We start from the raw sequence: 25979 nt of genomic DNA, 5'->3' as shown, positions 1-25979 counted from the left end.
ATTAATCGAGGCCTCTTAAGATCGCTCCAACAACTTAAGTGTCGGAACCTTATCGAAGATGAGGCGATCGATTGCCCGAAAAGGGGACTGGCCCAGGTCAGACCCCTTTTTTATTGTTCCTTTTCCACTCAGCGAAATCTACTAGTGCTCCCTTTGTGCAACTGCGGTATAGTCAGGTTATATGGTTATAAGTAAATCTATGTATTGGAGAGTCTATGCGTTTGATCAACCGCTCGGGTATTAGCATTAAACCCAAGGCTCCTTTTCATGAGTGGCTTTTGGCGGGCTCAGAAGAGCCGGTTCCTTCACTAGAGGAGCTGCGCAGTGAAGCCAACCTCTACCTCTTTGATGAGGTCGATTCTGATGAGGATTTCACCTCAGAGATTGAACAGCACTGGTTGACGATCTTTGAGAACGAACTCTCTGCCTGGGATGAGTTTCAGGATTTTTGGCCCAAACCGCTCTCGCTTGATCTCTTTAAGAGTTGGTTTGACATCGATTTACAACTGATGAGTTTTGATTTGAGCGATCAGCCCCTGATGCGGGCTAATCTGGATATAGAGTAAGGAGTCTCTGATGGTTGTCGCACAGCAGCAACACGGATTGGAATGGCATGAAGACCGTGATTGGCTCTATGACGAGCTGCACTCGCGCCCGTTCCAGCGCATTTCAGGGGATGCCAGTATTACCCACATTGCGGTGCTGGCAAACCAACAGGAGCGTGCCATTCAGAGTCAGCACATCCAGCGCTTGCTAGATACCCTCAACATCGAACACGACGGAGTGGATCAGGCGTGTAATATCTACACAGCGGGCGATCTGCGCATCCGTTGGGAGCAGCATCTCGAGTTTACGTCACTGACCATCACCGATTCACGTGAAGGGGTAGCGTCGACACAACCCTTTTTCACAACGGCGTTGGATCGACTGCCAGACGGCTGGTTAAGTAACTACCCAGGTAAAGCGGTAGCCGCTTTTCATATGCGCATTCAGAACATTCAGGGTGATGAACTACCAGAGCCCAAAGATGTTCGCTCTCAGCTCGATGATATGCAGATGATCGGCAGTCTGCCACAGAATGGTGCAGCACAAATCTGGACGACATTTAGAACGCACAGCGACAACTTTGGCCGTTTCCTAATCTTCAATAACAGCATGTCGAAAGGGCAGATGGGCCGAATGGTGCAGCGTGTAATTGAAGTTGAGACCTACCGTTTGTTAGCGCTGCTCGGTCTTCGCGAAGCGCGTAAGCTGTCACCGGTTGTTGCTGATATGGATAATCGAATGGCCGATCTGACGCGTCGCCTGTCAACGGGTGATAACTCAGATGATAGTCAGCTTTTGACAGAGCTCATCAACCTATCGGCCGATATTGAAGCTGAACGTGCGAGAACCACCTTCCGTTTCAATGCTAGCCGCTCATACCATGATGTTATGGCGGCACGATTGGATGAATTGCGTGAGGATGAGGTCTCTGGTCACCTGACCTTGAAAGAGTTTTTGATCCGTAGATTGACGCCTGCTGTGCGTGGCTGTGAGACCATGCACAATCGACTCGACGACCTATCGCGTCGTGTAAACCGCGCAGCCGATATGATGCGTACCCGAGTTGAGATGGCGATTGAGAACCAGAACCAAGAGCTACTGAGCTCCATGGATCGTCGATCCAAGATACAGCTAATGATGCAGCATACGGTAGAGGGTCTGTCGGTTGCTGCGATCAGCTACTACGCAGTTGGCCTAGTGAAGTACCTCATTGATGCGGTACACGGTGCCGGTGTCGAATTCGATAAGAGTCTTGCGACTGGTGTCTCTGTCCCACTGGTGATTGGTGCGGTATGGTTCATTACTCGTAAAATTCAAAACCGATTTAAGAAACTCGCTGAAGTGAAAACCGAATCAACAGCGAAAGGGGATCAGTAAGTTGTCAGTAGAAGATCAGATCCAAACCCGTCTCAATGAAGGTCTTAATCTTGTTCACATGGAGTTAGAGAACGAGAGCCACATGCACGGTGGTAACCGTTTGGATACTCACTTCAAGCTCGTCGCCGTTAGCGATGATTTTGAAGGTAAACGGCTGATACAGCGTCACCAAACCATTTTTGGCCTGCTGTCAGATCTTATGCAAAACCCCATTCATGCACTCTCAATGCATCTATACACCCAAGCAGAGTGGGCCGAAAAGTCTGGTTTAGTTCCAGACAGCCCCAAGTGTATGGGTGGTTCAATGCAGGATAAGTAGTGTTTCGGTGACAGGCCTTCAGCCTGTCATCCGCAGGTTAGCTTTACTACCTTTCTGGAAATCGCTGGGAAAGTGGATGTCAGGCTAAAGCCAGACACCGGTGCTAATAGCTAAATTCACATTAAGACCTATCGCGGCCTTTTCTAGACCGCTCCAACAATGTGCCTGACTCAAATCCCGTGCCAGTCGTCCACGTCCGATCGAGAGTGAGTACGATGGTTTTTCACGGTTAAGAGTTCAATGGGCTGAGGCCCGGATGGCCGAAGTCTGCAACGGAGGCAGGAGCCGACTTATTGCCATGGAAGGCATGTATTCCGTTAATGCAGGAGCAATTAACGGTTTGCAGTGTCCTATTGAACTTCAGTGAAAAATCATTGAACGGAGCGTGCCGCAGGCCGAGTGAGCGTGGTCAGTTTTTGCTTACTTTTTGCTGACCAAAAAGTAAGGCTGGCCGCCTTTAGGCGAGTAGAATGTTTTAAAGTAGAGGTGACAGGCTGAAAGCCAGTCACCACCTAAAGGGCAGGTTACTTCGTAACCTCAGCAAACAGATCAAAATACTCTGGGAAGGTTTTGCTGGTACAGCCCGGGTCATTGATGATGATCTCGCTGTTGCCGAACGAGGCGAGTGAGAAGCACATGGCCATGCGGTGGTCGTCGTAGGTATCGATCGCGGCGCTCTGGATTTCGGCTGGTGGTGTAATCTCGATGAAATCTTCGCCTTCCACCACTTCCGCACCCACTTTACGCAGTTCGGTTGCCATTGCGGCTAGGCGATCGGTCTCTTTGACGCGCCAGTTGTAGACATTACGAATGGCTGTAGGGCCTTTTGCGAACAGGGCGGTTGTGGCAATCGTCATTGCAGCATCGGGAATGGCGTTCAGATCCAGGTCTACACCGTTCAGTTCGCCTTTAGAGACCTCTACCCAAGTTGGGCCATAAGTGACCTTAGCACCCATCTTACCGAGCACTTCAGCGAAGGCTTTGTCGCCTTGTACCGATTCAGAACCGACGCCGTAGACGCGAATCGTTCCGCCAGCAATAGCCGCTGCAGCTAGGAAGTAGGAGGCTGATGAGGCATCACCTTCAACCATCACTTCACCGGGCGACTGGTAAGTCTGTCCGGCTCTAACGACAAAGCTCTGGTAGTTGTTGTTCTCGACCTCAACACCAAACAGCTTCATCGAGTGCAGGGTGATATCGATGTAAGGCTTAGAGACCAGCTCGCCATCGACAACGATCTCTAGATCCTGCTGTGCCATTGGAGCGGCCATCAGTAGCGCAGTCAAGAATTGGCTCGAGATGTTGCCTCGAATCGATACTCGTCCGCCTTTTAGCTGTTGAGCGTTAATCTTTAGTGGCGGGTAGCCTTCATCTTTTAGGTACTCAATATCAGCGCCAATTTGACGCAGAGCATCAACCAAGTCCTCGATAGGACGCTCGTACATGCGAGGTTCACCGGTCAGTGTGAACTCACCTAAACCAAGGCACAGTGCGGCGGTTAGTGGGCGCATTGCAGTACCGGCGTTGCCCAGGAACATCTCAGCACTTTGCTGCTTGAAAGGACCTGCCACACCGGTGACAACGCACGAGCGACGATCATCAGCTAGCTCATAAGAGACACCCAACGTTTTTAGTGCATTCAGCATGTGGGTAACGTCTGCGCTGTCTAGCAGGTTGGTTACCTTGGTTTCACCTTCCGCCAGTGCAGCTAGAAGAAGAATTCGGTTTGATAGGCTTTTTGAGCCTGGCAGTTGAACGTCACCGTTTGCAAAATCGCGAGGTTGGAGTGAAAGAGTTTCCATAATCTTAAAAGTGTAGTTGATCGCCAAAAAAGGATCGAAAAAGGTACAGGTAAACGTCTGTTAAGTCCATTGTTCAGAGAGATTCGTTTTAATTGATTTCAATCAATGGATGATGAAGAGGAGTAGGGCATATTAGAACCATCAACACTGTATGGAATTAGGAGTAAAAAATGATCGGAGAACACCACGATCTAGTTCATGAACTTCCAGAGTACCGCGAACGTATTCATGAGCTTAAAACATCAAACAACCACTTCTCTCGTCTGTTTGATGAGTACCACGAAATTACTAAGCAGGCTGAGCTTGCTGCAGCTGAAGTTGAACCGACCACGACCAGTCGTGAAGAGGAACTTAAAAAGCGTCGTCTTGAACTGAAAGATGAGCTTTTCAAAATGCTTCAGGGTTAACCCTTTTCATTGTCCTTTCGTTGCTTGAACGTTACCCGTCTTTTTAGGCGGGTTTTTTTTGCTTCAATTTTTTGTTGGAGCGATCTTAAAAAGGTCGCGATATTCTGAACTGCTATTTGTCCAGGTTTCTCATAGCAATAAAAAACCCGCACTAGGCGGGTTTTTTAATGGGGTAGGCTGTTATGCCCAATCACCTGGGTAGTCAGCGAAACCTGGGTTGTCAGAGACACCCACCACTTTAGGGTTGTTCACCTTAGGTAGTTTGATCACCATGTTCTCATCGCGTTCTGCTTTTAGGTAGTCAGCAATGATATCCCAGAGTAGTCGACCCTCTGGTGTGCGGTTAACAGTTGCCCAACCAGAGACGCTGTAGTTCTTGTCATCAGCAATCACTTCACCGTTGTCTAGGCGTACTTCAGAGATACGCTGGCCAAGTGGTTTGGTTGGATCGATGGTGTAGTCAAGACCACCCACGCGAACCATGTCGCCACCTGATTGTAGGTATGGATCTGGATCGAATAGGTTGTCGGCAACGCCTTCAAGCATCTCTTTGATCGCTTTACCAGTCATCTCTTGAACGTAAGTTTCAGAGTAGGTTGTTGCACACTGGCTCATGACATCTTCCATTGTGATCCACTCACCCTCTAGAGTAGTGGTACCCCAACGAACGCCGGCTGATAGTGCGATGTCTGCCTTGTACTCCCAACGAAGTGCGTTACAGATAACTTGGTCCCAAGTGCCCATGAAGTTACCGCGACGGTAAAGAGTACGATCCGCTTTAGCCAGTTTCTCTTGAAGAATCTCTTCGAAGGTTTTGCCGACACGGATTGGGTTGTTCTGCCACTTCTTGTTACGCGCTTCGATGATGTTCTCATCGTAACGACCTTGGCGCATCTGGTTGATGTACGCTTCCATCTCACCGTCAGCTTCAAGCCAATCAGAGATAACAGGTAGCTGTTTGTAAGTCATGTTGGTGATCTGGCCATCTTCGATCGAGAAGTCCATACAGCCGACAAACTTACCGTTTGAACCTGCGTTGGTTACCCAACATTCGCCACCGTCAACGTTCTTAACTTTGATCGGTTGTGGAACACCATCGTGAGTGTGACCGCCGAATACAGCATTCAGGCCAGGAACACGTTCAGCCATCTTGATGTCGACGTCCATACCGTTGTGCGATACAAGAACAACCGCGTCTGGCTGCTCCTCTTCACGGATCTTCTGAACAAGCTCAATCATCTCTGGTTCACGAAGACCGAAAGACCAGTCTGGGAAGAACTCTTTAGGGTTAGCGTTTGAGGTACGTGGGAAGGCTTGACCTACAACAGCGATACGCTTGCCGTTGATCTCTTTAATGACGTATGGCTGGAACGCATGACCCGTATCTTCGTCGTACAGGCCACGGCCATCGAAACGCTCAACCATTTCGTAGTACTCATCACCAAACAGTGAGTCTTCTAGTACTTTAACGTTCTGACCGATGAAGTCACCTTTGAATAGAGCAACGTTCGAAAGCACTTCCTCTTCACGGTAAGTGAACTCCCAGTGGCCGACCATGACGTCGATGCCAAGAATGTTTGATGCTTCTACCATGTCGACACCACGTGTCCATAGTGAAGTACCAGAACCCTGCCATAGGTCGCCGCCATCAAGGGTCAGTGTGTTTTGGCGACCGCCCGCTTGATCACGTAGACGATCTAGAAGTGTTTTAACGTGTGCGAAACCGCCCGTACGACCGTACTTCTTAGCTTCTTCTAGGAAGTTAAGGTAGGTGTATGCGTAAGCTTCAGGAGAGTTCTCTGAAAGACCCATCTCCTTAAGGAAATTTTTGCCGACAACGTGTGGCGGACGACCAAATGCATCACCGACACCAAGGTTGACGTTTGGCTCACGGAAGTAGACAGGCTTTAGCTGGCCGTGAACGTCTGTAATGTGAAGGATACGAACATCACCTTCCATTGGAACATCATAAAATCCGCTGGGAGCAGTGTTGCTTGCTAGCGCGCGAGAAGTGTAAATTGCTGGTAGGCTTCCTGCTGCAGCAGCGGCGGCCATAGCCTTCAATAGTTGACGACGGTTCATAGTTATCTTAGTTTCCCACTCTTCTTAAAGGGCCCACAGGCTGAAATCCACCAAAAGCACAGATGCTTATTACTAGAGACACACCAGTGAGACTAATTCCAGGCATTTTCGTTATATGCACATTAGTTACATCCTTATTCTACCCAGTTAGGGCCGATGTTGTGAAGCCTGCATTGATAGAGATCTCTGCAAATACGACTGAAGTGGTAGAAATTGAGATCCGTGCCAGCCTCGAAGCGCTTCTGACCGGTATCAATGGACAGTACCGAAACACTCAAGAGGCGCCCAACTCAGATCAATACGACCATTACCGTGCAATGGAGTCGGCAGAGCTGGAGGCGGAGTTTAAAAAGTTTATGCCGACGCTCTTAGAGGGTGTTGAGTTGAAGCTTGATGGAGCGCCCGCTGAGTTGCAGCTAAAAGAGCTTGTTGTGCCACCCCCAGGCTATACCAAGGTGCCTCGCAATAGTGTGATTATTCTGAAAGGGCGAATCCCCCGGGAGACTCAAAGCCTAACCTGGTACTACCCCATGGCATTTGGTGATCATGCGACTCGAGTCAGACAGGTAGATGAGGCAAATAACGAGTGGCACTGGTCGTCACACCAGTGGGTAAAAGAGGATAAGCCAACTGAACCGTTCATGCTGAATGAGGTGTTTGCCAAACCGAGTTTTGCGCAGGTGGTGAAAACTTACACCCTAGGTGGTTTTCAGCACATTCTTCCCAAAGGGTTGGATCACATCCTGTTCGTGCTGGGTATCTTCCTACTGAGTCGTCGTTTAAAGCCGATTGCCCTACAGATTACGATGTTTACCATTGCCCACTCGATTACCTTGGCAATGGGTACTTTGGAGATTATTTCGATCTCGCCTCGTATCGTAGAGCCTCTGGTTGCGTTATCGATCGCCTACGTTGCTATAGAGAATCTCTTCTCATCCAAAATTAATCGTTTCCGTCTTCCCGTCGTGTTCGGTTTCGGTCTGCTTCATGGTCTCGGCTTTGCCACCATGCTATCGGAGTTTGGGATGCCGACGGATGATTTTGTAGCTGCGTTATTAGCCTTTAATGTTGGCGTTGAGTTGGGCCAGCTCGCCGTGGTGTTGATTGCCTATTTTGGTGTCGCTTACTGGTTTAGCTCAGAGAAACTCTACCACCGTATTGTTGTGGTTCCGGCTTCACTGGTGATCGGTATCATGGGAATGATCTGGTTTGTTGATCGACTCGCCATTTTTTAATGCAGAATTCGTGCTTTCTGTCTAAGCTTAATCTATCAATAACGATTGGGAGTCTGTTATGCGAATGAATAGAGTGTTGATTGGTGCAGTGGCCGCAGTTGCATTAACTGGTTGTATGCAGCAGAACCTGCAAGGAACAGCCTACACCGCTGCCGATGCACGCCAGGTTCAGACGGTTGAGTACGCGACTGTCGAGCAGGTGACACCGGTGATCATTAATGGTGATCCTAACAATCCTGTTGGTGTGGGTGCTGGTGCTATTGTCGGTGGTATTGCAGGCTCAACCATTGGTGGCGGTAAAGGGTCATCTATTGCGACGGTCTTGGGTGCAGTAGCCGGCGGTATTGCTGGTTCTAAAATCCAAGAGAACAGCTCACAAACTCAAGGGCAAGAGATTCAGTTGTTAATGGATAAGGGGGGTCGCATCTCCATCGTCCAGGGTGTGCAGAACAATCTCTTCTTCAGACCGGGCGATAAGGTTCGTGTGTTGCGCTCTGGCAATACCGTTCGTGTCAGCTATTAATGAAGCAGCCTAAGCTCAACTCGATTCATCACGCGGCGATTATTTGCAGTGACTACCAACGATCCAAGCAGTTCTACACAGAACTTCTTGGATTGACGGTATTGGATGAGAACTATCGAGCAGAGCGTGACTCTTACAAGCTTGATCTAGCGCTACCGGATGGTGGCCAGGTTGAACTCTTCTCAATGCCCGGAGCTCCGCAACGTTTGAGTTACCCTGAAGCTCAGGGGTTGCGCCATTTGGCCTTCGCCGTAAGCGATATTGAGGTGTGGGTCGAATGGTTGGCTGACAATGGGGTAGGGCATGAGCCGGTAAGGGTTGACCCTTATACCGGCAAGCGTTTTCTCTTTTTTGCTGATCCGGATGACCTGCCGTTAGAGTTGTACGAGCAGGCCTAACTGAATCCTTTGAAGAGAGGTCTACTTCTCTGGTGCGTTAAACAGTAGGTAGAGATCGATCAGGATTTCTGGGATCTGTTCACACATCTCTTCGCTTAACGCGCGATCTTTACGAATATCTTTTACTTCACCTTCATCGAATAGATCGGATGCGACCATAATCGGTAGTAGAAGGCCGGCCACCGACTCTTCGTCATCACTGAACCAGGCCTCTTCATTGCTGAAAACGCCTTCCATAAAGGCTTCAGCCCAGAGTGTGATCTCAGGAATCTCATCCTCTTCGTCAGTTTCAAGGCTGAGATCACAAGGCAGGTAGATTTCCTGATCGCTGTAGAGATCGTTGGCGATGGTAGAGTTCAATTTTCTCAACAGGTTCTCTATTTCTGCCTGTTGCTCTGCGCTACTCCAGTTAGGCTTCTCGTCGAAGATAAGCGTCATCCACGTCGACTCGTCGACTTTTTCAGGTGCGATATTAAGAGCGCATAAAAGCCCGTGTGCACCGACTAGATCAAGAGCGGTCTCTGCCACCGCTTCAGAGTCTAAAAAGTTCTCTAGTTGATCCAGTTCGTCTTCGCTAATTAGAGCTACACTTTGATTCATTACTGTTTTCCATAGATTGAATCTTTTAATTGTACCCCGATCTCGATTAAGTGCCTATGTTTGAGTGACTTAATCCACGGCATATCCGATAATGAGCGCATGATTGAACAAGCCCGCCATCAACTGTTACACACCTTCGGTTTTAATGAGTTTCGTGATCCGCAGCAGTCCGTCGTAGAGACCCTGTTAGAGGGGCAGGATGCACTCGTGATTATGCCGACTGGCGGAGGTAAATCCCTCTGTTATCAGCTACCCGCTCTTGTCAGATCGGGTGTTGGGGTGGTGGTGTCGCCGCTGATCGCTTTGATGCAAGATCAAGTCAGTGCGCTGTCACAGTTAGGTATACGCGCAGGTTGTCTCAATTCGGCCATCGATTTTAACCAGTTACAGGCCACAGAGCAGGCGCTGTTAAATGGTGAGCTGGATCTGCTTTATGTCGCACCCGAGCGCCTTCTTCAACCAAGAACCCTGTCACTGTTGCAGCAATCACAACTTGCTCTGTTTGCGATTGATGAAGCGCACTGTGTCTCGCAATGGGGGCATGACTTTAGACCTGAGTATCTTCAATTAGGTTCTCTAGCGGAACGTTTCCCTAATGTGCCTCGGGTGGCGCTGACCGCCACGGCGGATGCTCGAACTCAGCAGGAGATCATTGATAAACTGCAACTTCAGACCGGTCGTGTCTTTATTAAGGGGTTCGATCGTCCCAATATTCGCTATCGCATCATGCAGAAGGATCGTGCAAGGGAGCAGCTTCTCAACTTTATTCGCACCGAGCATGCCCAGGATGCCGGTGTGGTCTACTGCATGTCCCGCAAGCGTGTGGAAGATACTGCCGCTTGGCTATCTGAAAAGGGTTTTAATGCACTGCCTTACCATGCCGGATTGAATGCACAACTGCGTGAGCATCATCAGCACCGATTCCTGACGGAGGAGGGGGTGATTATGGTCGCGACGATCGCTTTTGGTATGGGGATCGATAAGCCCAATGTTCGTTTCGTGGCTCATCTGGATCTACCGAAATCGGTAGAGGCCTACTATCAAGAGACCGGTCGTGCCGGTCGAGACGGTGAGCCGGCCAACGCTTGGATGGTTTATGGCCTTCAGGATGTGATCTTTCAAAGGCAGATGTTGGAATCAGGGCAGGCGCCTGATGAGCAGAAGCGTATAGAGCGACAAAAGCTTGAGGCGATGTTGGGGCTGTGTGAGATCACCAGTTGTCGACGTCAGGTGTTGCTCTCCTATTTTGGTGAGACAGAGCACCAGCCCTGTGGTAACTGTGACAACTGCCTAGAACCCCCCGAGGTATGGGATGGTACAGAGGCGGCTCGGAAAGCGCTGTCGGCTATTTATCGTTCCGGTCAGCAGTTTGGCGTTAATGCGATTATCGAAATTTTACATGCGGAACATTCGGATCGTTCGCGTGATCGCGGTCTCGATAAGCTCTCGGTTTGGGGTATTGGTAAAGAGATCGATAAAAACACCTGGCGATCAGTGTTTCGACAGCTGGTGGCTCAAGGGTTGGTACAAGTATCTGCAGAGCATGGTTCGCTCTCCTTAGCTGAGAAATGCCGTCCGTTGCTGAAAGGCGAGACGGAGATCCAGTTACGCAAAGATAAACGCAAGTTGCGCACATCGATGGCCAGTGGGCGCTCTCGTAAACCAGAGATGCAGCTGGATGATCAGGACTTTAAACTCTGGGAAGGTCTCCGAGCCTGTCGTAAACAGCTCTCTGACGAACAAAATGTGCCACCTTATGTCATCTTCCATGATGCTACCTTGATGGAGATGGTGGAGCGCAAACCAACCTCGCTGATTCAGATGCGTCGTATATCTGGGATTGGTGATCGTAAACTGGAACTCTACGGCGATGCCTTCCTAGAGGTTATTAACGAGTCGCTCTCCAATGAACGCGAGAAAGAGGTGGATTACCAGAAGGAGGAGGTGCTACAGCTCTATCGTGCTGGCATGACCACCGATCAAGTGGCTAGGCAGGTTCATCTATCCGAACAGCAGGTGTTCAATATTCTGGCGCACTGGATCGCTTTGGGTGATCTCGCGTTAACGGACGTGGTTGAACTGCCTCTATCAGAGATCAGTCAAATTGAGCAGCAGATTTTGGAAAGCTCAAGTATACATGGCGCGTCACTCAAACCCGTTTTTGAGCACTTCTCTAACGTCTACAGTTTGGGCGTATTACGCTGCGTTCAGGCAGCAATGGAGTAGGGTTGAATGGCTTGGGAGTTACTGCTCGCTGCATTTATCTCTTCAACGCTTTTGCCCGGTGGTTCCGAGCTATTGTTGGCATGGTACGTTGCTGAAAACCCTGCGAACTTCTACCCACTTCTCTTGACTGCGATTGTCGGTAATTTGGCCGGATCGATGCTCTCCTTCTTTATGGGGTGGTTAATCGCTCTGAAATACCCTCTGACACTGTTGGACAAGCCACAGCATCAAAGAGCGAAACGCTGGATAGGGAAATACGGTGCTGTGATACTGCTGCTGGCTTGGTTACCTGTAGTGGGAGATCCGCTCTGTCTAATGGCTGGTTGGTTGCGCCTAAATCCGCTAAGCAGTTTTCTGTTTATACTGATCGGAAAGTCGATACGCTACTTTGTCATCGCATGGCTGGCGCTTGAGGTCGCTGTCTGATGTGGAGTTGGCGGACAATCTCCTATATTGCGCTGATGTTGCTGGCGCTCGTGTTGTGGCTCAATCGCTTGCAGAGTGAGTCGATAACGCCCGATTGGCAAGAGCCGGTCTCACTGCGAATCTATCCTGTGAATGCGGATCAAACGATCGCAACAGCAGAGTACCTTGCAACGCTATCTGATGACGATTTTAACGACATCGAGCAGTTCTTCTCTGATGAGTCTAGGCGCTACGGTCTTCCCCTTGAAAAGCCTCTGTCGGTCGAGCTCTATCCTGTGGTCACGTCACTTCCGCCTGAAGCGCCAGAATCTGCGAGTATTTTGGACTCTCTATGGTGGGGTTTGCGAATGCGCTTGTGGGTGGCTGGGAATGATCAGTTTGATGCGGATGACAATACTATTCGTGTCTTCATGAACTACTATTCACCAACGCTTAATAGCACCATGAAACACTCCTTGGGTTTGCAAAAGGGTAGGATCGGGCTGGTAAATGGTTTCGCGTCAGATCGTTTTCAGGGCTTGAATCACTTTGTAGCGGTCCATGAGGCGCTGCATACTTTGGGGGCTTTGGATCGTTATGATCCCGAAACCGCTGAGCCGGTTTGGCCGGATGGATTTGCCGACCCTGTTCAAGTGCCGCTCTATCCTCAATCTCGAGCTGAGGTGATGGGGGGTAGGATTCCGCTTGTGCCCGGAGTGGCTGTATTACCCTCCGATTTGAGTTTTGCTCACATAGGGCTCGCGACTGCCAGTGAAATAGGTTGGCTCGATGCGTTAGGCGATCAGTAAGGGCTGTCGCTTTGTTGCCTTTTCGTTATACTTGCGCCGCCATTTAACTAGGCAAAACATTATTTAGATCGGATAGACCATGAAAGACGACACCCAGCAAGATGAGCTCAATCGCAAGCAGAAGCTTCGCTTCAATAAGCTGCATAAGCGACTCAGACGTGAAATGGGACAGGCGATAGAGGCCTTCAACATGATCGAGCAGGGCGATAAGGTGATGGTCTGTCTGTCCGGTGGTAAAGACTCCTACACGCTTCTCGATATTCTGATCAACCTACAGAAAAGTGCGCCGATCCACTTTGATCTGGTTGCCGTCAACATGGATCAGAAACAGCCGGGATACCCTGAACACATTCTTCCAGCCTACCTCGACTCTTTAGATATTGAGTACCACATCATCGAGAAAGATACCTACTCGGTGGTTAAGTCGGTTATTCCTGAGGGCAAGACCACCTGTGGTCTCTGCTCGCGTCTGCGCCGCGGCACGCTGTATGGCTTTGCAGATGAGATCGGTGCCAACAAGATAGCGCTAGGACATCACCGTGATGACATTATTGAGACGCTGTTCTTAAACATGTTCCATGGCGGTAAGCTGAAGGGGATGCCGCCCAAGCTGGTCTCAGATGATGGAAAAAATATGGTGATACGCCCGCTGAGCTACTCGCGTGAAAAGGATATTGCCGAGTACGCTGAGATAAAGGGCTTCCCGATCATTCCTTGCAACTTGTGTGGCTCGCAAGAGAATCTGCAGCGTGCATCCATTAAAGAGATGTTGAATCAGTGGGATAAGCAGTTTCCGGGTCGTATTGAGTCTATGTTCAGGGCGATGTGCAATGTCGTTCCGTCGCATCTGGCCGATGAGCAGCTGTTTGATTTTAAATCCCTCAAAACCGGATATGCTCACGGTATTGAGGATGAGTCAACCATTCTAAAATTGACTACATCACACGCCGATACAGTTGACAAACAGTCGGCCGTTCAAGTGGTCGAAAAGATAGAAATCACCTCCCTGTAAAAGGCTGCAAATCTTCTAAAATCCCGATTTTTATTATGTTGCACCGCACTAGTCCTTTAGGCTAATGCCGATAGCTTATTGATGGTCATAAGTTTCCTGTGTGGTAGGTTAATCCTTGTAGTTCCGTGGGTTTGGCTGTCATTTTATTGTCACTAAACCGACTTATATCGATTCGTTATAGCTAAAAGCTTTATATAGCTATAATTAATTTGCATATATGGTGATTGGGAACGTAGAATTCGTTCCGCTAGAACTAATTTTGATAATTCACAAACAGCCGGGAGGCAATTGATGGCCAAAATCATCAAAGGGCCGACGACACGTGAGCTAATGTCCCAGCTTGCGAGCGAGTCAGAAGGACTCTCTACTAACGATCGTCGTGATTTTCTCCGCAAGGGTATCGCTGCTGTAGGCGGTGTTGCTGCTGCTAGTGTCGCAGGCACTGCAACGGCATCTGATGCTCTACTTAACTCAAACAACTTGCCACCAAATGAGCCAACTTGGGGTAAGCAGCTAGGTCACGGTGTTATTGAATACCCGTACGGCAACCCTTCGAAATTCGAAAGTGATGTTGTTCGTCGTACCGTACCTTGGTTGACAGCTGAGTCTATCTCTTCAATCTCAATGACACCTCTTCACGAGCTGAAAGGTATCATTACGCCAAACGGACTTGTGTTCGAGCGCTACCACGGTGGTGTTCCAACAATTAATCCTGAAGAGCACCGTCTAATCATCCACGGCCTTGTTGAGCGCCCACTGATCTTCACTATGGAAGATCTAATGCGCTTCCCATCTGAGTCGCACATCAAGTTCCTTGAGTGTCCAGCGAACGGTGGTATGGAGTGGCGTGGTGCGCAGATGGAAGCGCTTCAGTTTACACACGGCATGCTAAGCTGCTGTGAGTGGACAGGTGTTCCTCTACGCGTTCTTCTTGAAGAAGCGGGCGTTAAACCAGAAGGTAAGTGGGTACTTGCTGAAGGTGCTGACGGTGCGCACATGTCTCGTTCTATCCCAATCGAGAAGTGTCTTGATGATGCTCTGATTGTTTACGCACAGAACGGTGAGATGCTTCGTCCAGAACAGGGTTACCCAGTTCGTCTTCTTAACCCAGGTTGGGAAGGTAATACCTCTATTAAATGGCTTCGTCGTCTTGAAGTCGGTGATAAGCCTTGGCACCACCGTGAAGAGACGTCTAAGTACACAGACCTCATGGCTGATGGCCGTGCGCGTCGCTTTACATTCGTTCAGGAAACTAACTCGGTTATCACTAGCCCATGTCCTGAAAAACCAATCCTTAGCCCAGGCATGATCGAGATCGAAGGTCTTGCATGGTCTGGTCGTGGTAAGATCAAACAGGTAGATATCTCGTTCGACGGCGGTGTCTCTTGGACGCCAGCTAACCTGAAAGGTCTAGTTCTTGAAAAAGCTCTGACTCGCTTCAGTCTTGTGACTAAGTGGGATGGTCAGCCATGGTTGCTACAAGCGCGTGCGATCGATGAGACAGGTTACGTACAGCCAACACTTAAGCAGCTTCGTGAAGTTCGTGGTGTTGAGTCTATCTACCACAAGAACGCTATCCATACTTGGAAAGTTGCTAACACTGGGGAGGTTTCGAATGTTCAACTCTCTTAAGCCAACCCTAGTTGCTGCTGCAGTTGCCGGCTCACTAGTTGCTGGTTCTGTAAACGCGGGTGAATCATTCGGCTTCGGTCGTACCGCGACTGCTGAAGAGATCGCTGGTTGGGACATCGATGTACGTCCTGACGGTATGGGTCTTCCAGTAGGTGAAGGTTCGGTAGAAGACGGTGAAGGTCTTTACGAAGCTAAATGTGCTGTGTGTCACGGTCTATTTGGTGAAGGTGAAGGCCGTTGGCCAGTGCTTGTAGGTGGTCAGGGTACTCTTGCTCAGGACCGTCCTACTAAAACTGTAGGCTCTTACTGGCCTTTCGCTTCGACTCTTTACGATTACATCTACCGTGCGATGCCATTTACGGCTCCACGTTCATTGACTCCGAATGAGACATACGCAATCTCTGCGTACATTCTGTACATGAACGAGATCGTAGAAGATGACTTCGTACTAACAAATGAAAACCTTGCTGACATCAAGATGCCAAACGAAGAGAATTTCTTCGTAGATCCGCGTCCTGATGTTAAGAACACGCGTTGTATGTCTGACTGTAAAGATCCTAATGCGATCATGATCACCGGTACTATCGGTGGTGTAACCCCAGTCGGTCACTTCGTTGAAGGTGCTGACGGTCCTGCCGCTTCTCACGAAGAGCAACACGCTCTTGAGCAAGCGAAAGAGAAAGAGCGTCTAAAAGCACTGGGTGTTGAAGTTGAAGAGGAGTCTCACTCTGCTAAGCCTGCTGAGCTATCAGCTGCTGCTAAAGAGGGTAAGGCGACTTACGAAGGTGCTTGTGCCGCATGTCACGGTATGGGTATCGCAGGCGCACCTAAGCTAGGTGATCAGGCTGCATGGGAAGCACGTATCGCACAAGGTATGGATGTCCTAGTAGACCACGCGATCAATGGCTACCAGGGTGATAACGGCATTATGCCAGCGAAAGGTGGTCGTATGGACCTATCTGACGAAGCTGTCGCTAATGCGGTTGCCTACATGGCAGAATCTAGTCAATAATTGACGGATGGCGGGGCGGTCAACGCCGCCCTGTTTTTTATAATAACAAGCACGAAAGTGCACGATCACTGAAGGAGTGACCATGCGAAAGTTGATCTCAGCCCTAGCAGTTGCAGGTGTAGCATTCACCGGTTCTGCAGTCGCGGGTTCACATAGCGAAGCGATGATCAAAGAAGGCCAAGCAATCTACCACGGTAAGTCACGTGGTAACTGTGTTGCTTGTCACAACATTCAAGATCCTATTACCAACCAAGCTGGTAACCAGGGTCCTATGATTATTGCTATGAAAGCACGCTACCCAAATAAAGCTGAGCTTCGTGCTCAAATTTGGGATGCTACTGCGAAGAATCCTCTGTCTATCATGCCACCAATGGGTAAGCATAATATTTTGACAGAAGATGAAATCGACGCAGTCGTAGAATACATTTATCAGTACTAATTAGACTCGATTTAGGTGGAGTAAAATGAGCATGAATCGTCGTACAGTTGTAAAAGCGATCGCTGCAAGCGGTGCGCTAATCGGTCTAGGTGCAATGATGCCACGCGTGGCAGTTGCTGCATGGAATAAAGATGCATTTAACGCAAAATCACAAGCTGATGCGCTAAACGCACTATACGGAAGCGCTGCAGAAGCAAGTGCTGACGTAATGTTGAAAGCTCCAGATATCGCTGAGAACGGTGCAGTTGTACCTGTATCAGTTGAATCTAAGCTGGCTAACGTTGAATCAATGGCTATCTTTGTAGAGCAGAACCCAACGCCTCTAGCGGCTGAGTTCGGTATCCCTGCTGGTACTGCTGCAGACGTGTCTACTCGTGTACGCATGGGTAAAACAACTAACGTAACTGCAGTTGTTAAGGCTGGTGGCAAGACTTACAGCGCTACCAAAGAAGTTAAAGTCACTATCGGTGGCTGTGGCGGTTAATAAGCGGTTTAGATTAGGAGAAGTATAATGGCTAAGATTTTTCGAGTTAAAGCTAGCGCACGTGGCGGTAAAACTACCGTTAAAATGATGGCTAAACACAACATGGATACAGGTCTTCAGAAGGGTAAAGATGGCAATCTTATCCCAGCTAAATTCCTGGATACTGTGTCTGTTTCTCACGGCGGCAAAGTCGTGTTTGAAGCGAACCTAAACACAGCTATCTCTAAAAACCCATACCTAGCATTCACTTTCGAAGGTGGCGCTAAGGGTGAAGAACTATCTGTTGCTTGGTCTGAAAACACAGGCGCAACTGGCACCGAATCTGCAAAGATCAAGTAATTGATCTCTGCTTACGGAGGACGCATGAATATAATAAAAAGCACACTACTTGGTTTGAGTGTTGCAGCTGCTAGCCAAATGGCAATGGCAGCAACTACGGGAGCTACTGTCGCAACTGTCGATCCAGAAGCTGACCGCATTGCACTGCAAGAATATATGAAAAACCGTTTCCCAGACACTCCAATGAGTGAGTACGTAAACGGTATCTATGCTGTTGACGCTGCGTCTCGTGCGCAGTGGGAAGAGATTGAAGAGTTCCCTCCTTACGAGCTAGACCTCGAAAAGGGTGAAGAGCTATTCAATACGCCTTTCGCAAACGGTAAAGGTTACGCTGACTGTTTCGAGAACGGTGGTATTGGCATTCGTCAAAACTTCCCATACTGGAACGACGAGCGTAAAACAGTTGTAACTCTAGAGATGGCGATCAACGAGTGTCGTATGACAAACGGTGAGAAACCACTAGGCTGGAAGAAGGGCGCTATTGCAGAGATCTCTGCATACATGGCCTACACTTCACGCGGTAACGAGTTTGCAATTGAGATTCCAAACGATGAGGCGAAAGCGGCTTACCTAGATGGTAAAAAGTTCTTCTACTCTAAGCGTGGTCAGTTGAACCTATCATGTGCTGACTGTCATTTGACTGGTACTAACCGTTTGGTTCGTGCCGACCTTCCAAGCCCAGCGCTAGGTCACACTACACACTTCCCTGTAGTACGTTCTAAATGGGGTAACATCGGTACACTACACCGTCGTTACGAAGGCTGTCACCGTGACTCTCGTTCAGAGTACTTGAAGCCACAAAGCGAAACTTTCCGTAACCTTGAGTACTTCCAGACTTACATGTCTAACGGTCTCATCGTTAACGGTCCTGGCGCACGTAAGTAAGGGGCAAACAGATGAAAAAGATCATTTCGATCGCAGCTGTTGCTGCACTTACACTGAGCTCTATGGCTTCTGCTCAAAGCTTCAGTGAAGCATTTGATGCAGCTCGTGCCCTTCAAGGTGCTAACGGCACGTTTGAATGGAACGGCAAGAAGTACAGCACACAGACAATCGAAGAAGCTTTGGCATCGAAACCAGCTAACGCTGAAAATGCTCAAGCACTATTCGATGCTGCTAAGGCTAAGTACAAAGAGTCACAAGAAGCAGGCTTTGCTTGGCGTGATACTAAAAAGTACTTGAAAGAGTCTAAAGAGGCGATTGCTGCTGGTGAATTCCAGAAAGCAATGGATCTTGCTGCTCGTGCTCACTACCAAGCACGTAAGGGTGTAGAGCAGCGTGACTACGCTGAAAAACATTGGATTGATGCAGTTCCTCCGTTGAACTAATCATATTCCTTACAAAAACCCGGTTATTGTGCCGGGTTTTTTTGTGCCAAAATTTTATATGACATTTTGTGATTAGGTTATTGTTTTTGGTAATAATGGTGCTATGATACTTACATCTTTCCAGAGCGTGATTTATCACTCTCTTCTTGTGGATGATTTAACCGTTTTCGCAGTGATCTTTGGGGCCTTTGGCCCCATTTTTTTTGCCTTAATTCCACATTATAAGAATCGATAAGATCGTGGGTGTAGCCAGTGTGAGCGCAACATTAGGGCCCATCAATTGATTGAATTTCGTCTGATTAGCGGCATTGTTTAAAACCAAAATAGAGAGCCTGATCGCGGCGGTTGAAACAACCACACCAACTAGTAGCCCAAATAGATCTGTTCCCATTGTCTGAATAAGCAGTACCATCCCAGCGATCATAACCGAGTTAAATAGGGTGTATACCTTGGCGCCGGTATGGCGTCCATAAGCGATGAGCAGGTGGTATCGGCCTGAGGCTCTGTCTGCATCGATATCCGGGTATTGATTCAATAGCAGTAAATTGTTCACTAGACAGAATGGAATGATGGACGCCAGCACAGCCTGCTCTGCCAGACCGCCGGTCAGGCTAATGTGGGTACCCAAAACCATGATCGGCCCAAAGCCAATTCCCGCAGAGATTAGGCAAGCGATTGGGTGTCTGTTCAGTACCGGGGTGTAGGTTAAAACAATAAAGAGACCCAAAATCCCCAAAGGCATTAACAGAGCAAGGTTCTGTTGCATTAAATAGAGCCCAGACAGCGTGCACAGTGAAAGCAGTGTTAATGCGACACTTTTAACCTCTTTAGCAGACTCAGGTCGGCGGGGAAGCGCACCACTGCCGCCACTGAAGGGGGTTCGATCAGTGGTTAAGTCTAAGCCTGAGCAGTAGTCATGGTACTCATTGAGCATGTTGACGCTTATGTGAGCCAATAGTGCAGTGATAAGAATTAACGTTGCTAATCCAAGATTAATGGATGTGACTTGGCTCGCCGTTGCGATGCCTAGAAAGACACAGACTAGGGTAAGGATTAAGAAATTGGGTCGTGCAGTCGCAATCAGAGTGGCAATTCGACGGTTCACAGCTGGGAGCCTCTATAAGGTTGGTGTCCCTATTGTAGAATCTAGGCGAAGCCGAAGCGAATGTGATGGATTGAGCATAGATCGCGGCCTTTGCAAGACCGCTCCAACAGTATGCTTTTGTTGGAGCCTTATCGAAGATGAAGCGATTTTTTTTAGAGAATCGCGGCCTTTGCAAGACCGCTCCAACTGGATGCTTTTGTTGGAGCCTTATCCAAGATGAGGCGATTGGGGTCTGACCTTCGGTCTGACCCCATTGTTCGACTATTTATCTAAAGCGTTAAACCACTGCCCGAGCATGACGCGCTCTTCCGGTAGCATGCCCGTTAGGTTGCCTAAAGGCATCGCCTGAGTCGCGACAGACTGTGCATGAATGCGTGCAGCGCTCATTAGAACATCCTCTTCTGTCTCCAGAATGACACCGGCAGGGGGAGCAGTGAACATCTCGCTTGAAGGGTTCTTTGCGTGGCAACTAGTGCAACGATCGTTCACGATCTGAGTCGCTTGAGCAAGGGTGACGCTATTGCTTGCTGCTACATCTTCCATACCGCGATTAGGATGTGTCACATAAGCAAGGCAGATCATACCCAGAGCCGCGAAGGGGAGTGTCCATGCAAATTTTTGACTCTCGTGGCGGGTATTGAAGTAGTGGCGAACACCGACACTCAACAACGCAATCGCAAATAGAATGGCCCAGTTCCACTCATGGCCATAGGTGCTTGGGTAGTGGTTGCTGATCATAATGAACAGCACTGGCAGCGTCAGGTAGTTGTTGTGGCGAGAGCGAAGCAGGGCACGAGCGGGCTGTTTTGGATCAGGTTCGCGACCCTCTTTAATTGCTGCAACCAGATCACGCTGTCCCGGCATGATGACGCGGAATACGTTACCCACCATCATGGTGCCGGTAATGGCGCCGATGTGAATGTAGGCAGCACGACCACTGAACACCTGAGTAAAGGCCCAGGCCGTAATAATCAGCAGCATCAGTAGAACCAATCCAAGCAGTGCCGGTTGTTTACCTAAGGGTGATTCACACAAGAAATCATAAATAAACCAACCTGCGATCAGTGACGCGATACTGATCGCAATGCCTTCCCATGCAGTTAGGCCTGAGCCAGGGGCGAGTAGGTAGAGTTCGGCATTTAGGTAGTAGACAACTGCCAACAAGGTAAAACCAGAGAGGAAGGTGGTGTACGCTTCCCATTTAAACCAGTGTAGGTTTTCCGGCATCTGTGGCGGGGCAAGTTTGTACTTCTCTAGATGGTAGATACCACCACCGTGGATGGCCCATAGATCGCCCGATAGACCCTCTCTAGGACTCTTACGGTTTAGGTTGTTCTCCAACCAGACAAAGTAGAAAGAGGCACCAATCCACGCGATACCAACGATCATGTGTATCCAGCGGACCAGTAGGTTGAGCCATTCTGTGTAGTGCGGATCCATATCGACCTCTAAGCGTTTAAATGATTGATATCTGCATCAAGAAGAGTGATCTCTCCGTCAGCAAAAAAGTGTTCGTCGCAGTTATTACCTTCGCCTTTGCGGTCAACGATCAGAAAATCACTGCCGTTCTCTAGCGCTAGGATAGGGTGATGCCACACCCCTTTACCGTAGTTCAGACCCTGACGCCCGTTGCTAATAAAAGCACGAATCTCGTTTGGGTTAGGCTGATCTGCAGGTGGCGCGACGACGATCAGAAAGCGTTGGCGCTCCATCGGGATGAAGGCTTGACTCCCCTGAGGGTGGCGCTCAAGCATCTTGATTTCGAGCGGGTAACTTAAGGTATCTGCCTTGAAGATACTGATAATGGCTTGGTCCTCTTGGCGATTCAGTTCAACCGTTGCCAATTGATGAAACCGCTGAGTTGAGCCATTGTTAATAGGAAAGTGATCAGAGCCTTCCGTCTCGATTACTTGGCCAAAAGGTTCAAAAGCCTCTTTTGTTAACGGTTCAATGGTCAGAGATCTCATCATTCACTCCTATTAAAGGGTTGGTTTACCAAAGACTCTTAAGCGCGACACACCACCATCTGGGTGGATGTTGAGCTTAACGTGAGTAATCGGTCCAAACTCAGGATCTACAGAAAATTTGTGAATCGAGTCGGCGCTTAGCTTCTGGTTAGGTAAGAGTGTTTTCCAAAATAGGCTCTGAGTGGCGATCTGTTCAGGTGAACCGCCACGAACATAGGCCGCTTGAATGTCACAGCTGTCAGGGAAGTTGCCTTTAAAGTGAGCAGTATCGATCTCGATCTCCTCTGCAACCCCTGGACTACCTAATGCCAGAATGACCCAGTCATAGCCTGGTGAGCGGCGGCGTGCTGTCTCCCAGCCATCACCCATATTAACGCCACGGCCAGGATTGGTTAGGTTGCCCATTTTCCCGAAATGCTCATCACTACAGGATAGGGCACAACCGCCATTCAGTGCCGAGACTAGATCGATGCTTTGTGAGTTGTCGACCGAATCCCAGTCGATAAACGGACGTCCATAGACTCGGAAACGCGCAATGCCACCGTCTGGGTAGATGTTTAGGCGAACGTGAGACCAAGGCTGATCGTTGTTCACTTCAAATAGGTGTTCGCTATCGCCCTGAAGATCGACCGATGGAAGCAGTGTGTACCACTTAGTTTTATCATCTGGATCCTGATCTGGCGAGTAACAGACATCGACAGAAGCTGACGGAGGAAAGTTTCCGGTAAAGAAGTTTGTGTTGATCTCTAGGGCTTGAATCATGCCCGGTGCACCAAGACGAATAACGGCGTAGTCATAGCCTTCAAAACGCTTGCGGCGTGATTCCCAGCCATCCATCCACTTACCAGCATCATCGTAAACACCCTCTTTCCAGACAGGGGGTTCAGGATTTAGCATGCGATTCACTTCAGCAAACCAGTCGTCAGTAACAAAGGTCGCTTTGGCTCCTAAGCGAGCATCTGCAAGGTTAACTAGGCGTTTCAGTTTCTGTTCGTTCATCTATACAACCTCACAAATCAGCCAGACGGAATGCGGCAATTTTATTAATTTCAGCTAAAGCTCGAGCAAACTCTTGCTCTGGCGTGTTATTGATACGCTCCTCAAAGCCAGAGAGGATTGCATGTTTGTTGCTCCCTTTAACGGCCATGATAAATGGAAATTGGAATTTGGCTTTGTAGGCATCATTGAGCTCGGTAAATCGAGCAAACTCCTCGTCGGTCAGCGTATCGATACCCGCGCTGGCCTGTTCTGACGTCGATTCTGCCGTTAGATTGCCTGCTCGCGCCGCTTTTCCGGCTAAGTCTGGGTGGGCAATAATGACACCGAGCTGCTCCTCATGGCTAGCACTCAAGAAACAGTCGGACATTAAGCGGTGAAGCTCATCAATGATATCGTGCTCTGCTGTGATCCCTTGATCAAATACTTGTTCAGCAATCCAAGCGGAGTGCTCATAGATGCCACCAAATTTGGTAACGAATTCCTGTTTTGTTAGCTCGCTAGGTGAGCCAAATGCAAAGGTGACACTCATCATTAAGCCTCAGGTTTGTGGTGTTGATGCCAGTGGCGGGCAATATCGATGCGACGTGCGTACCAGACCTTGTCATGACTTTGTACGTAATCCAAGAAACGTTGCAGTGCAGCAATGCGTCCAGGGCGACCCAGTAGACGACAGTGCATGCCGATCGATAGCATTTTAGGGGATGTCTCACCCTCTGCGTAGAGGACATCAAAGGCGTCTTTTAAGTATTGGAAAAAGTGTTCTCCGGTATTAAAGCCTTGCACCTGCGCAAAACGCATATCGTTGGTATCCAGTGTGTAGGGGACAACGAGATGTTTGCCTTTCGGTCCATCGACCCAGTAGGGCAGGTCATCAGCGTAGGAGTCAGAGTCGTAAAGGAATCCACCTTCCTCCATGACTAACTGACGAGTGTTGGGGCTATCTCGACCGGTGTACCAACCCAGTGGGCGTTGTCCGGTTACTCGCTCGATGATCTCAATGGCTTCCTGCATCTCTTGACGCTCTTGCTCCATCGGCATCTCTTGGTAGGTAATCCATTTTAGAGCGTGTGAACAGATCTCATATCCAGCATCAACGAACGCTTGGGTGACATCAGGGTGGCGTTCCAATGCAGTCGCAACACCAAAAATGGTCAGAGGGATATCCCGTTTTTGGAAGGTATCTAATAAGCGCCATACACCGGCGCGACTTCCGTACTCATAGATCGACTCCATACTCATATGGCGTTGACCTGGGAAGGGGACAGCGGAAGGCATTTCCGAAAGAAAGGCTTCAGACTCTGAGTCGCCATGAAGAATGCAGCGCTCGCCTCCCTCTTCGTAGTTGAGTACAAATGAGAGAGCAATGCGTGATTCATTCGGCCAAGCTGCGTGCGGTGGATTCTTTCCGTAACCGACCAGATCGCGAGGGTAGTTGTTCATACCTAAAACTCCAATATTGATGAGCAGATTGTATACAATTTGTCAGTCAGGTAAATAGCGTAAAAGCATTAAACAGGCTCTAATCATGCAGATAATGCCAATTATCCGATAGACTTTAGTCGACTATTGCTCTATTTGTTAGATTTTATGTATACAAATCGGTATACATAATTAATCAATATTGAGGATTTCATATGAACGGTTATCTAACAACTCATGTTTTAGACACTGCCAACGGTTGTCCTGGTGAAGGGATTGAGCTAACCCTTTTTAAGGTTGAAGAGGGGCAATTAATCGAAGTGGTTTCTGCAGTGACGAATGACGACGGTCGTGTTGATTCTCCAATTCTTCCTAAGGGGGAGTGTGTCAAAGGGGTCTATGAGTTGCACTTCATGGCGGGTGATTACTTTAGACGTCGCGGCACTGAGCTCGCTGAGCCTGCTTTTTTGGATCAGGTTGTTATCCGTTTCGGTATTGCTGACGAAGAAGCGCACTACCATGTACCGCTTCTGATCTCGCCCTACAGCTACTCAACTTACCGCGGTAGCTAAGTAAGAGTTTTCACAGTGGTTGAGCCTAAATCCACACGTCAAAAATCTAAGACTCAAGATCAGCACATCTACGAGGAGATTTTTGACGCTATTTTAGAGCAGCGGCTCTGGCCCGGTACTCGCTTGAAAGAGGAGTCCTTGGGTGAAATCTTTGGTGTATCTAGAACCATTATACGACGCACGCTCAGTCGATTAGCGCACGAGCGTGTTGCGGTTTTTGAACCCAACCGCGGTGCCTTTGTTGCTGAGCCCGATGTCTCGGATGCTCGTCAGATTCTTGATGCTCGTCGTCTTATGGAGTTAGCCATTGTTGAGAGGGTGGCAGAACGTGCCTCTTCGATCAAAGACGAGTTTAAGAAACTCTATGATCTGATCGAGCAGGAGCATAAAAGCAGTGCGGCTGCCGACAAAGGCACGGCTATTCGTTTGTCGGGTGAATTCCACCTAGAGTTAGCACGCCTCTCTGGCAATAAACCCCTGGAGGGGTTTCTTCACTCCCTGGTACCGCAAACCTCGTTAATCATCGCCCTCTATCAGGCCAAAGAGGGGAGTCGTTGTGCCATTGATGAGCACAGTCGTCTGCTGGATGCGCTGAAGCTGGGTGATGCCGAGGAGGCGAAGCGTTTAATGGGTGAGCATCTAGATCATATTGAAGAGCGTTTGGCTCTGGATGAGTCACCGGGTAACCGAAATTTGGCTAAGGTGTTTGGGCGCCGAACTGAAAAAGCTGGCGCATAATGGTGCGTCAAGTTAAATTGGATGCACACTAAAGGTGCAACAGCTTGAGTTTCTGACCTGTTGGTTAATGATTTATTCATTTATATCAATGGGTTAGTGAAGTTGGCATTTGATGCGCTAACAAAAATAAGAAGGCTGCATTGAGCAGTTGTTTGGAGGCAATAATGAGCAATGAAAAGATTTCGGCAGCGCAGATGCGCGATC

Annotated in this window: 29 protein-coding genes; 20 read left to right on the top strand and 9 right to left on the bottom strand. The window is 48.9% G+C overall.

The window, feature by feature from the left end; genetic code table 11:
- Positions 1-215 precede the first annotated feature (215 nt).
- The 3 genes from XMG59_RS09365 to XMG59_RS09355 are packed head-to-tail and all read left to right on the top strand — an operon-like array spanning position 216 to position 2242.
- Positions 216-566: a hypothetical protein gene (locus XMG59_RS09365; RefSeq protein ID WP_173481103.1), complete on the top strand. Its 351-nt coding sequence runs from the start codon at positions 216-218 to the stop codon at positions 564-566.
- 10 nt (positions 567-576) lie between these two features.
- Positions 577-1923 carry a DUF3422 family protein gene (locus XMG59_RS09360; protein WP_173481102.1) on the top strand — a complete coding sequence of 449 codons (1347 nt, stop codon included), beginning with the start codon at positions 577-579 and terminating at the stop codon, positions 1921-1923.
- Position 1924: 1 nt separating this feature from the next.
- Positions 1925-2242 carry a BolA family transcriptional regulator gene (locus XMG59_RS09355; RefSeq protein WP_173498588.1) on the top strand — a complete coding sequence of 106 codons (318 nt, stop codon included), beginning with the start codon at positions 1925-1927 and terminating at the stop codon, positions 2240-2242.
- Positions 2243-2766: 524 nt separating this feature from the next.
- Here the strand turns inward: XMG59_RS09355 and aroA are convergent.
- Positions 2767-4044 (bottom strand): 3-phosphoshikimate 1-carboxyvinyltransferase, encoded by a 1278-nt coding sequence (aroA, locus tag XMG59_RS09350; protein WP_173481100.1) that lies wholly within the window; start codon positions 4042-4044, stop codon positions 2767-2769.
- Between the two features lie 170 nt (positions 4045-4214).
- Between aroA and XMG59_RS09345 the strand changes: the two genes are divergently transcribed.
- Positions 4215-4451 (top strand): YdcH family protein, encoded by a 237-nt coding sequence (locus XMG59_RS09345; protein WP_173481099.1) that lies wholly within the window; start codon positions 4215-4217, stop codon positions 4449-4451.
- A gap of 180 nt (positions 4452-4631) precedes the next feature.
- On the opposite strand, the gene XMG59_RS09340 is transcribed toward XMG59_RS09345, so the two are convergent.
- Positions 4632-6533, bottom strand: coding sequence for a 5'-nucleotidase C-terminal domain-containing protein (locus XMG59_RS09340; protein WP_217363726.1), 1902 nt, complete (start codon positions 6531-6533; stop codon positions 4632-4634).
- Between the two features lie 161 nt (positions 6534-6694).
- On the opposite strand from XMG59_RS09340, the gene XMG59_RS12305 reads away from it, so the two are divergent.
- The 3 genes from XMG59_RS12305 to XMG59_RS09325 are packed head-to-tail and all read left to right on the top strand — an operon-like array spanning position 6695 to position 8689.
- Positions 6695-7768 (top strand): HupE/UreJ family protein, encoded by a 1074-nt coding sequence (locus XMG59_RS12305; RefSeq protein WP_173498587.1) that lies wholly within the window; start codon positions 6695-6697, stop codon positions 7766-7768.
- 58 nt (positions 7769-7826) lie between these two features.
- Complete coding sequence (locus XMG59_RS09330) at positions 7827-8291, top strand: glycine zipper 2TM domain-containing protein (RefSeq protein WP_173483512.1); 465 nt, start codon at positions 7827-7829, stop codon at positions 8289-8291.
- Positions 8291-8689 (top strand): VOC family protein, encoded by a 399-nt coding sequence (locus XMG59_RS09325; protein ID WP_173481096.1) that lies wholly within the window; start codon positions 8291-8293, stop codon positions 8687-8689. The genes XMG59_RS09330 and XMG59_RS09325 overlap by 1 nt, the downstream gene beginning before the upstream one ends.
- Before the next feature lie 21 nt (positions 8690-8710).
- Here XMG59_RS09325 and XMG59_RS09320 read toward each other — a convergent pair whose 3' ends face one another.
- The gene (locus XMG59_RS09320; RefSeq protein ID WP_173498586.1) at positions 8711-9289 is read right to left on the bottom strand and encodes a YecA family protein; all 579 of its coding nucleotides are present in this window, start codon (positions 9287-9289) and stop codon (positions 8711-8713) included.
- Between the two features lie 99 nt (positions 9290-9388).
- On the opposite strand from XMG59_RS09320, the gene recQ reads away from it, so the two are divergent.
- The 11 genes from recQ (at position 9389) to XMG59_RS09265 (ending at position 18975) form a co-directional block, all read left to right on the top strand.
- Positions 9389-11515 (top strand): DNA helicase RecQ, encoded by a 2127-nt coding sequence (gene recQ / locus XMG59_RS09315; RefSeq protein WP_173483518.1) that lies wholly within the window; start codon positions 9389-9391, stop codon positions 11513-11515.
- Positions 11516-11521: 6 nt separating this feature from the next.
- Positions 11522-11941 carry a YqaA family protein gene (locus XMG59_RS09310; protein WP_173481094.1) on the top strand — a complete coding sequence of 140 codons (420 nt, stop codon included), beginning with the start codon at positions 11522-11524 and terminating at the stop codon, positions 11939-11941.
- Entirely contained in the window at positions 11941-12729 is a 789-nt protein-coding gene (locus tag XMG59_RS09305; protein WP_173498585.1) for a hypothetical protein, read from the top strand. Before XMG59_RS09310 ends, XMG59_RS09305 begins: the two co-directional genes overlap by 1 nt.
- Before the next feature lie 79 nt (positions 12730-12808).
- A complete protein-coding gene (gene ttcA, locus XMG59_RS09300) occupies positions 12809-13741 on the top strand; it encodes a tRNA 2-thiocytidine(32) synthetase TtcA (protein ID WP_173481092.1) in 933 nt (310 codons plus the stop codon).
- A gap of 291 nt (positions 13742-14032) precedes the next feature.
- Entirely contained in the window at positions 14033-15373 is a 1341-nt protein-coding gene (gene soxC / locus XMG59_RS09295; protein ID WP_173481091.1) for a sulfite dehydrogenase, read from the top strand.
- Positions 15357-16385: a c-type cytochrome gene (locus XMG59_RS09290; protein WP_173481090.1), complete on the top strand. Its 1029-nt coding sequence runs from the start codon at positions 15357-15359 to the stop codon at positions 16383-16385. Before soxC ends, XMG59_RS09290 begins: the two co-directional genes overlap by 17 nt.
- An 82-nt stretch (positions 16386-16467) precedes the next feature.
- The gene (gene soxX / locus XMG59_RS09285) at positions 16468-16824 is read left to right on the top strand and encodes a sulfur oxidation c-type cytochrome SoxX (protein ID WP_173481089.1); all 357 of its coding nucleotides are present in this window, start codon (positions 16468-16470) and stop codon (positions 16822-16824) included.
- 31 nt (positions 16825-16855) lie between these two features.
- The gene (gene soxY / locus XMG59_RS09280) at positions 16856-17308 is read left to right on the top strand and encodes a thiosulfate oxidation carrier protein SoxY (RefSeq protein WP_254442920.1); all 453 of its coding nucleotides are present in this window, start codon (positions 16856-16858) and stop codon (positions 17306-17308) included.
- Between the two features lie 27 nt (positions 17309-17335).
- Positions 17336-17647: a thiosulfate oxidation carrier complex protein SoxZ gene (gene soxZ / locus XMG59_RS09275; protein ID WP_173481087.1), complete on the top strand. Its 312-nt coding sequence runs from the start codon at positions 17336-17338 to the stop codon at positions 17645-17647.
- Positions 17648-17671: 24 nt separating this feature from the next.
- Positions 17672-18532 carry a sulfur oxidation c-type cytochrome SoxA gene (gene soxA, locus XMG59_RS09270; RefSeq protein WP_173481086.1) on the top strand — a complete coding sequence of 287 codons (861 nt, stop codon included), beginning with the start codon at positions 17672-17674 and terminating at the stop codon, positions 18530-18532.
- Positions 18533-18543: 11 nt separating this feature from the next.
- A complete protein-coding gene (locus tag XMG59_RS09265) occupies positions 18544-18975 on the top strand; it encodes a hypothetical protein (RefSeq protein ID WP_173481085.1) in 432 nt (143 codons plus the stop codon).
- Positions 18976-19183: 208 nt separating this feature from the next.
- On the opposite strand, the gene XMG59_RS09260 is transcribed toward XMG59_RS09265, so the two are convergent.
- From XMG59_RS09260 to puuE, 6 genes are all read right to left on the bottom strand, one after another.
- Positions 19184-20080 (bottom strand): prenyltransferase, encoded by an 897-nt coding sequence (locus tag XMG59_RS09260; RefSeq protein ID WP_173483513.1) that lies wholly within the window; start codon positions 20078-20080, stop codon positions 19184-19186.
- 261 nt (positions 20081-20341) lie between these two features.
- Positions 20342-21520 (bottom strand): urate hydroxylase PuuD, encoded by a 1179-nt coding sequence (locus XMG59_RS09255; protein ID WP_173498584.1) that lies wholly within the window; start codon positions 21518-21520, stop codon positions 20342-20344.
- Between the two features lie 8 nt (positions 21521-21528).
- Positions 21529-22047, bottom strand: coding sequence for an ureidoglycolate lyase (locus XMG59_RS09250; protein ID WP_173498583.1), 519 nt, complete (start codon positions 22045-22047; stop codon positions 21529-21531).
- Positions 22048-22059: 12 nt separating this feature from the next.
- Entirely contained in the window at positions 22060-23046 is a 987-nt protein-coding gene (gene alc, locus XMG59_RS09245) for an allantoicase (protein ID WP_173483640.1), read from the bottom strand.
- A gap of 10 nt (positions 23047-23056) precedes the next feature.
- Positions 23057-23578: a 2-oxo-4-hydroxy-4-carboxy-5-ureidoimidazoline decarboxylase gene (uraD, locus tag XMG59_RS09240; protein WP_217363725.1), complete on the bottom strand. Its 522-nt coding sequence runs from the start codon at positions 23576-23578 to the stop codon at positions 23057-23059.
- On the bottom strand, positions 23578-24486 hold the full coding sequence (puuE, locus tag XMG59_RS09235) for an allantoinase PuuE (RefSeq protein WP_173483641.1): 909 nt from the start codon (positions 24484-24486) through the stop codon (positions 23578-23580). Before puuE ends, uraD begins: the two co-directional genes overlap by 1 nt.
- A 194-nt stretch (positions 24487-24680) precedes the next feature.
- On the opposite strand from puuE, the gene uraH reads away from it, so the two are divergent.
- Both uraH and XMG59_RS12115 read left to right on the top strand, forming a co-directional pair.
- Positions 24681-25037 (top strand): hydroxyisourate hydrolase, encoded by a 357-nt coding sequence (gene uraH / locus XMG59_RS09230; protein ID WP_173481079.1) that lies wholly within the window; start codon positions 24681-24683, stop codon positions 25035-25037.
- 15 nt (positions 25038-25052) lie between these two features.
- Entirely contained in the window at positions 25053-25775 is a 723-nt protein-coding gene (locus XMG59_RS12115; RefSeq protein ID WP_173483643.1) for a GntR family transcriptional regulator, read from the top strand.
- Positions 25776-25979: the final 204 nt, after the last annotated feature.

Origin of the sequence: Marinobacterium sp. xm-g-59 (genome assembly GCF_013283315.1) — a bacterium.
Classification (GTDB): Bacteria; Pseudomonadota; Gammaproteobacteria; order Pseudomonadales; family Balneatricaceae; genus Marinobacterium_E.
This window is presented reverse-complemented; position numbering and strand designations above follow the sequence as displayed.

Excerpts from the sequence above, each read along its gene's own strand:
- XMG59_RS09340 (WP_217363726.1), bottom strand. The coding sequence starts at position 6,533 with ATGAACCGTCGTCAACTATTGAAGGCTATGGCCGCCGCTGCTGCAGCA.
- XMG59_RS09320 (WP_173498586.1), bottom strand. The coding sequence starts at position 9,289 with ATGAATCAAAGTGTAGCTCTAATTAGCGAAGACGAACTGGATCAACTA.
- XMG59_RS09345 (WP_173481099.1), top strand. The coding sequence starts at position 4,215 with ATGATCGGAGAACACCACGATCTAGTTCATGAACTTCCAGAGTACCGC.
- soxC (WP_173481091.1), top strand. The coding sequence starts at position 14,033 with ATGGCCAAAATCATCAAAGGGCCGACGACACGTGAGCTAATGTCCCAG.
- uraH (WP_173481079.1), top strand. The coding sequence starts at position 24,681 with ATGAACGGTTATCTAACAACTCATGTTTTAGACACTGCCAACGGTTGT.
- ttcA (WP_173481092.1), top strand. The coding sequence starts at position 12,809 with ATGAAAGACGACACCCAGCAAGATGAGCTCAATCGCAAGCAGAAGCTT.
- XMG59_RS09250 (WP_173498583.1), bottom strand. The coding sequence starts at position 22,047 with ATGAGATCTCTGACCATTGAACCGTTAACAAAAGAGGCTTTTGAACCT.
- recQ (WP_173483518.1), top strand. The coding sequence starts at position 9,389 with ATGATTGAACAAGCCCGCCATCAACTGTTACACACCTTCGGTTTTAAT.
- XMG59_RS09330 (WP_173483512.1), top strand. The coding sequence starts at position 7,827 with ATGCGAATGAATAGAGTGTTGATTGGTGCAGTGGCCGCAGTTGCATTA.
- soxX (WP_173481089.1), top strand. The coding sequence starts at position 16,468 with ATGCGAAAGTTGATCTCAGCCCTAGCAGTTGCAGGTGTAGCATTCACC.
- uraD (WP_217363725.1), bottom strand. The coding sequence starts at position 23,578 with ATGATGAGTGTCACCTTTGCATTTGGCTCACCTAGCGAGCTAACAAAA.
- XMG59_RS09305 (WP_173498585.1), top strand. The coding sequence starts at position 11,941 with ATGTGGAGTTGGCGGACAATCTCCTATATTGCGCTGATGTTGCTGGCG.
- puuE (WP_173483641.1), bottom strand. The coding sequence starts at position 24,486 with ATGAACAACTACCCTCGCGATCTGGTCGGTTACGGAAAGAATCCACCG.
- soxZ (WP_173481087.1), top strand. The coding sequence starts at position 17,336 with ATGGCTAAGATTTTTCGAGTTAAAGCTAGCGCACGTGGCGGTAAAACT.
- soxY (WP_254442920.1), top strand. The coding sequence starts at position 16,856 with ATGAATCGTCGTACAGTTGTAAAAGCGATCGCTGCAAGCGGTGCGCTA.
- XMG59_RS09265 (WP_173481085.1), top strand. The coding sequence starts at position 18,544 with ATGAAAAAGATCATTTCGATCGCAGCTGTTGCTGCACTTACACTGAGC.
- alc (WP_173483640.1), bottom strand. The coding sequence starts at position 23,046 with ATGAACGAACAGAAACTGAAACGCCTAGTTAACCTTGCAGATGCTCGC.
- aroA (WP_173481100.1), bottom strand. The coding sequence starts at position 4,044 with ATGGAAACTCTTTCACTCCAACCTCGCGATTTTGCAAACGGTGACGTT.
- XMG59_RS09360 (WP_173481102.1), top strand. The coding sequence starts at position 577 with ATGGTTGTCGCACAGCAGCAACACGGATTGGAATGGCATGAAGACCGT.
- XMG59_RS09310 (WP_173481094.1), top strand. The coding sequence starts at position 11,522 with ATGGCTTGGGAGTTACTGCTCGCTGCATTTATCTCTTCAACGCTTTTG.
- XMG59_RS09290 (WP_173481090.1), top strand. The coding sequence starts at position 15,357 with ATGTTCAACTCTCTTAAGCCAACCCTAGTTGCTGCTGCAGTTGCCGGC.
- XMG59_RS09365 (WP_173481103.1), top strand. The coding sequence starts at position 216 with ATGCGTTTGATCAACCGCTCGGGTATTAGCATTAAACCCAAGGCTCCT.
- XMG59_RS09255 (WP_173498584.1), bottom strand. The coding sequence starts at position 21,520 with ATGGATCCGCACTACACAGAATGGCTCAACCTACTGGTCCGCTGGATA.
- XMG59_RS09325 (WP_173481096.1), top strand. The coding sequence starts at position 8,291 with ATGAAGCAGCCTAAGCTCAACTCGATTCATCACGCGGCGATTATTTGC.
- soxA (WP_173481086.1), top strand. The coding sequence starts at position 17,672 with ATGAATATAATAAAAAGCACACTACTTGGTTTGAGTGTTGCAGCTGCT.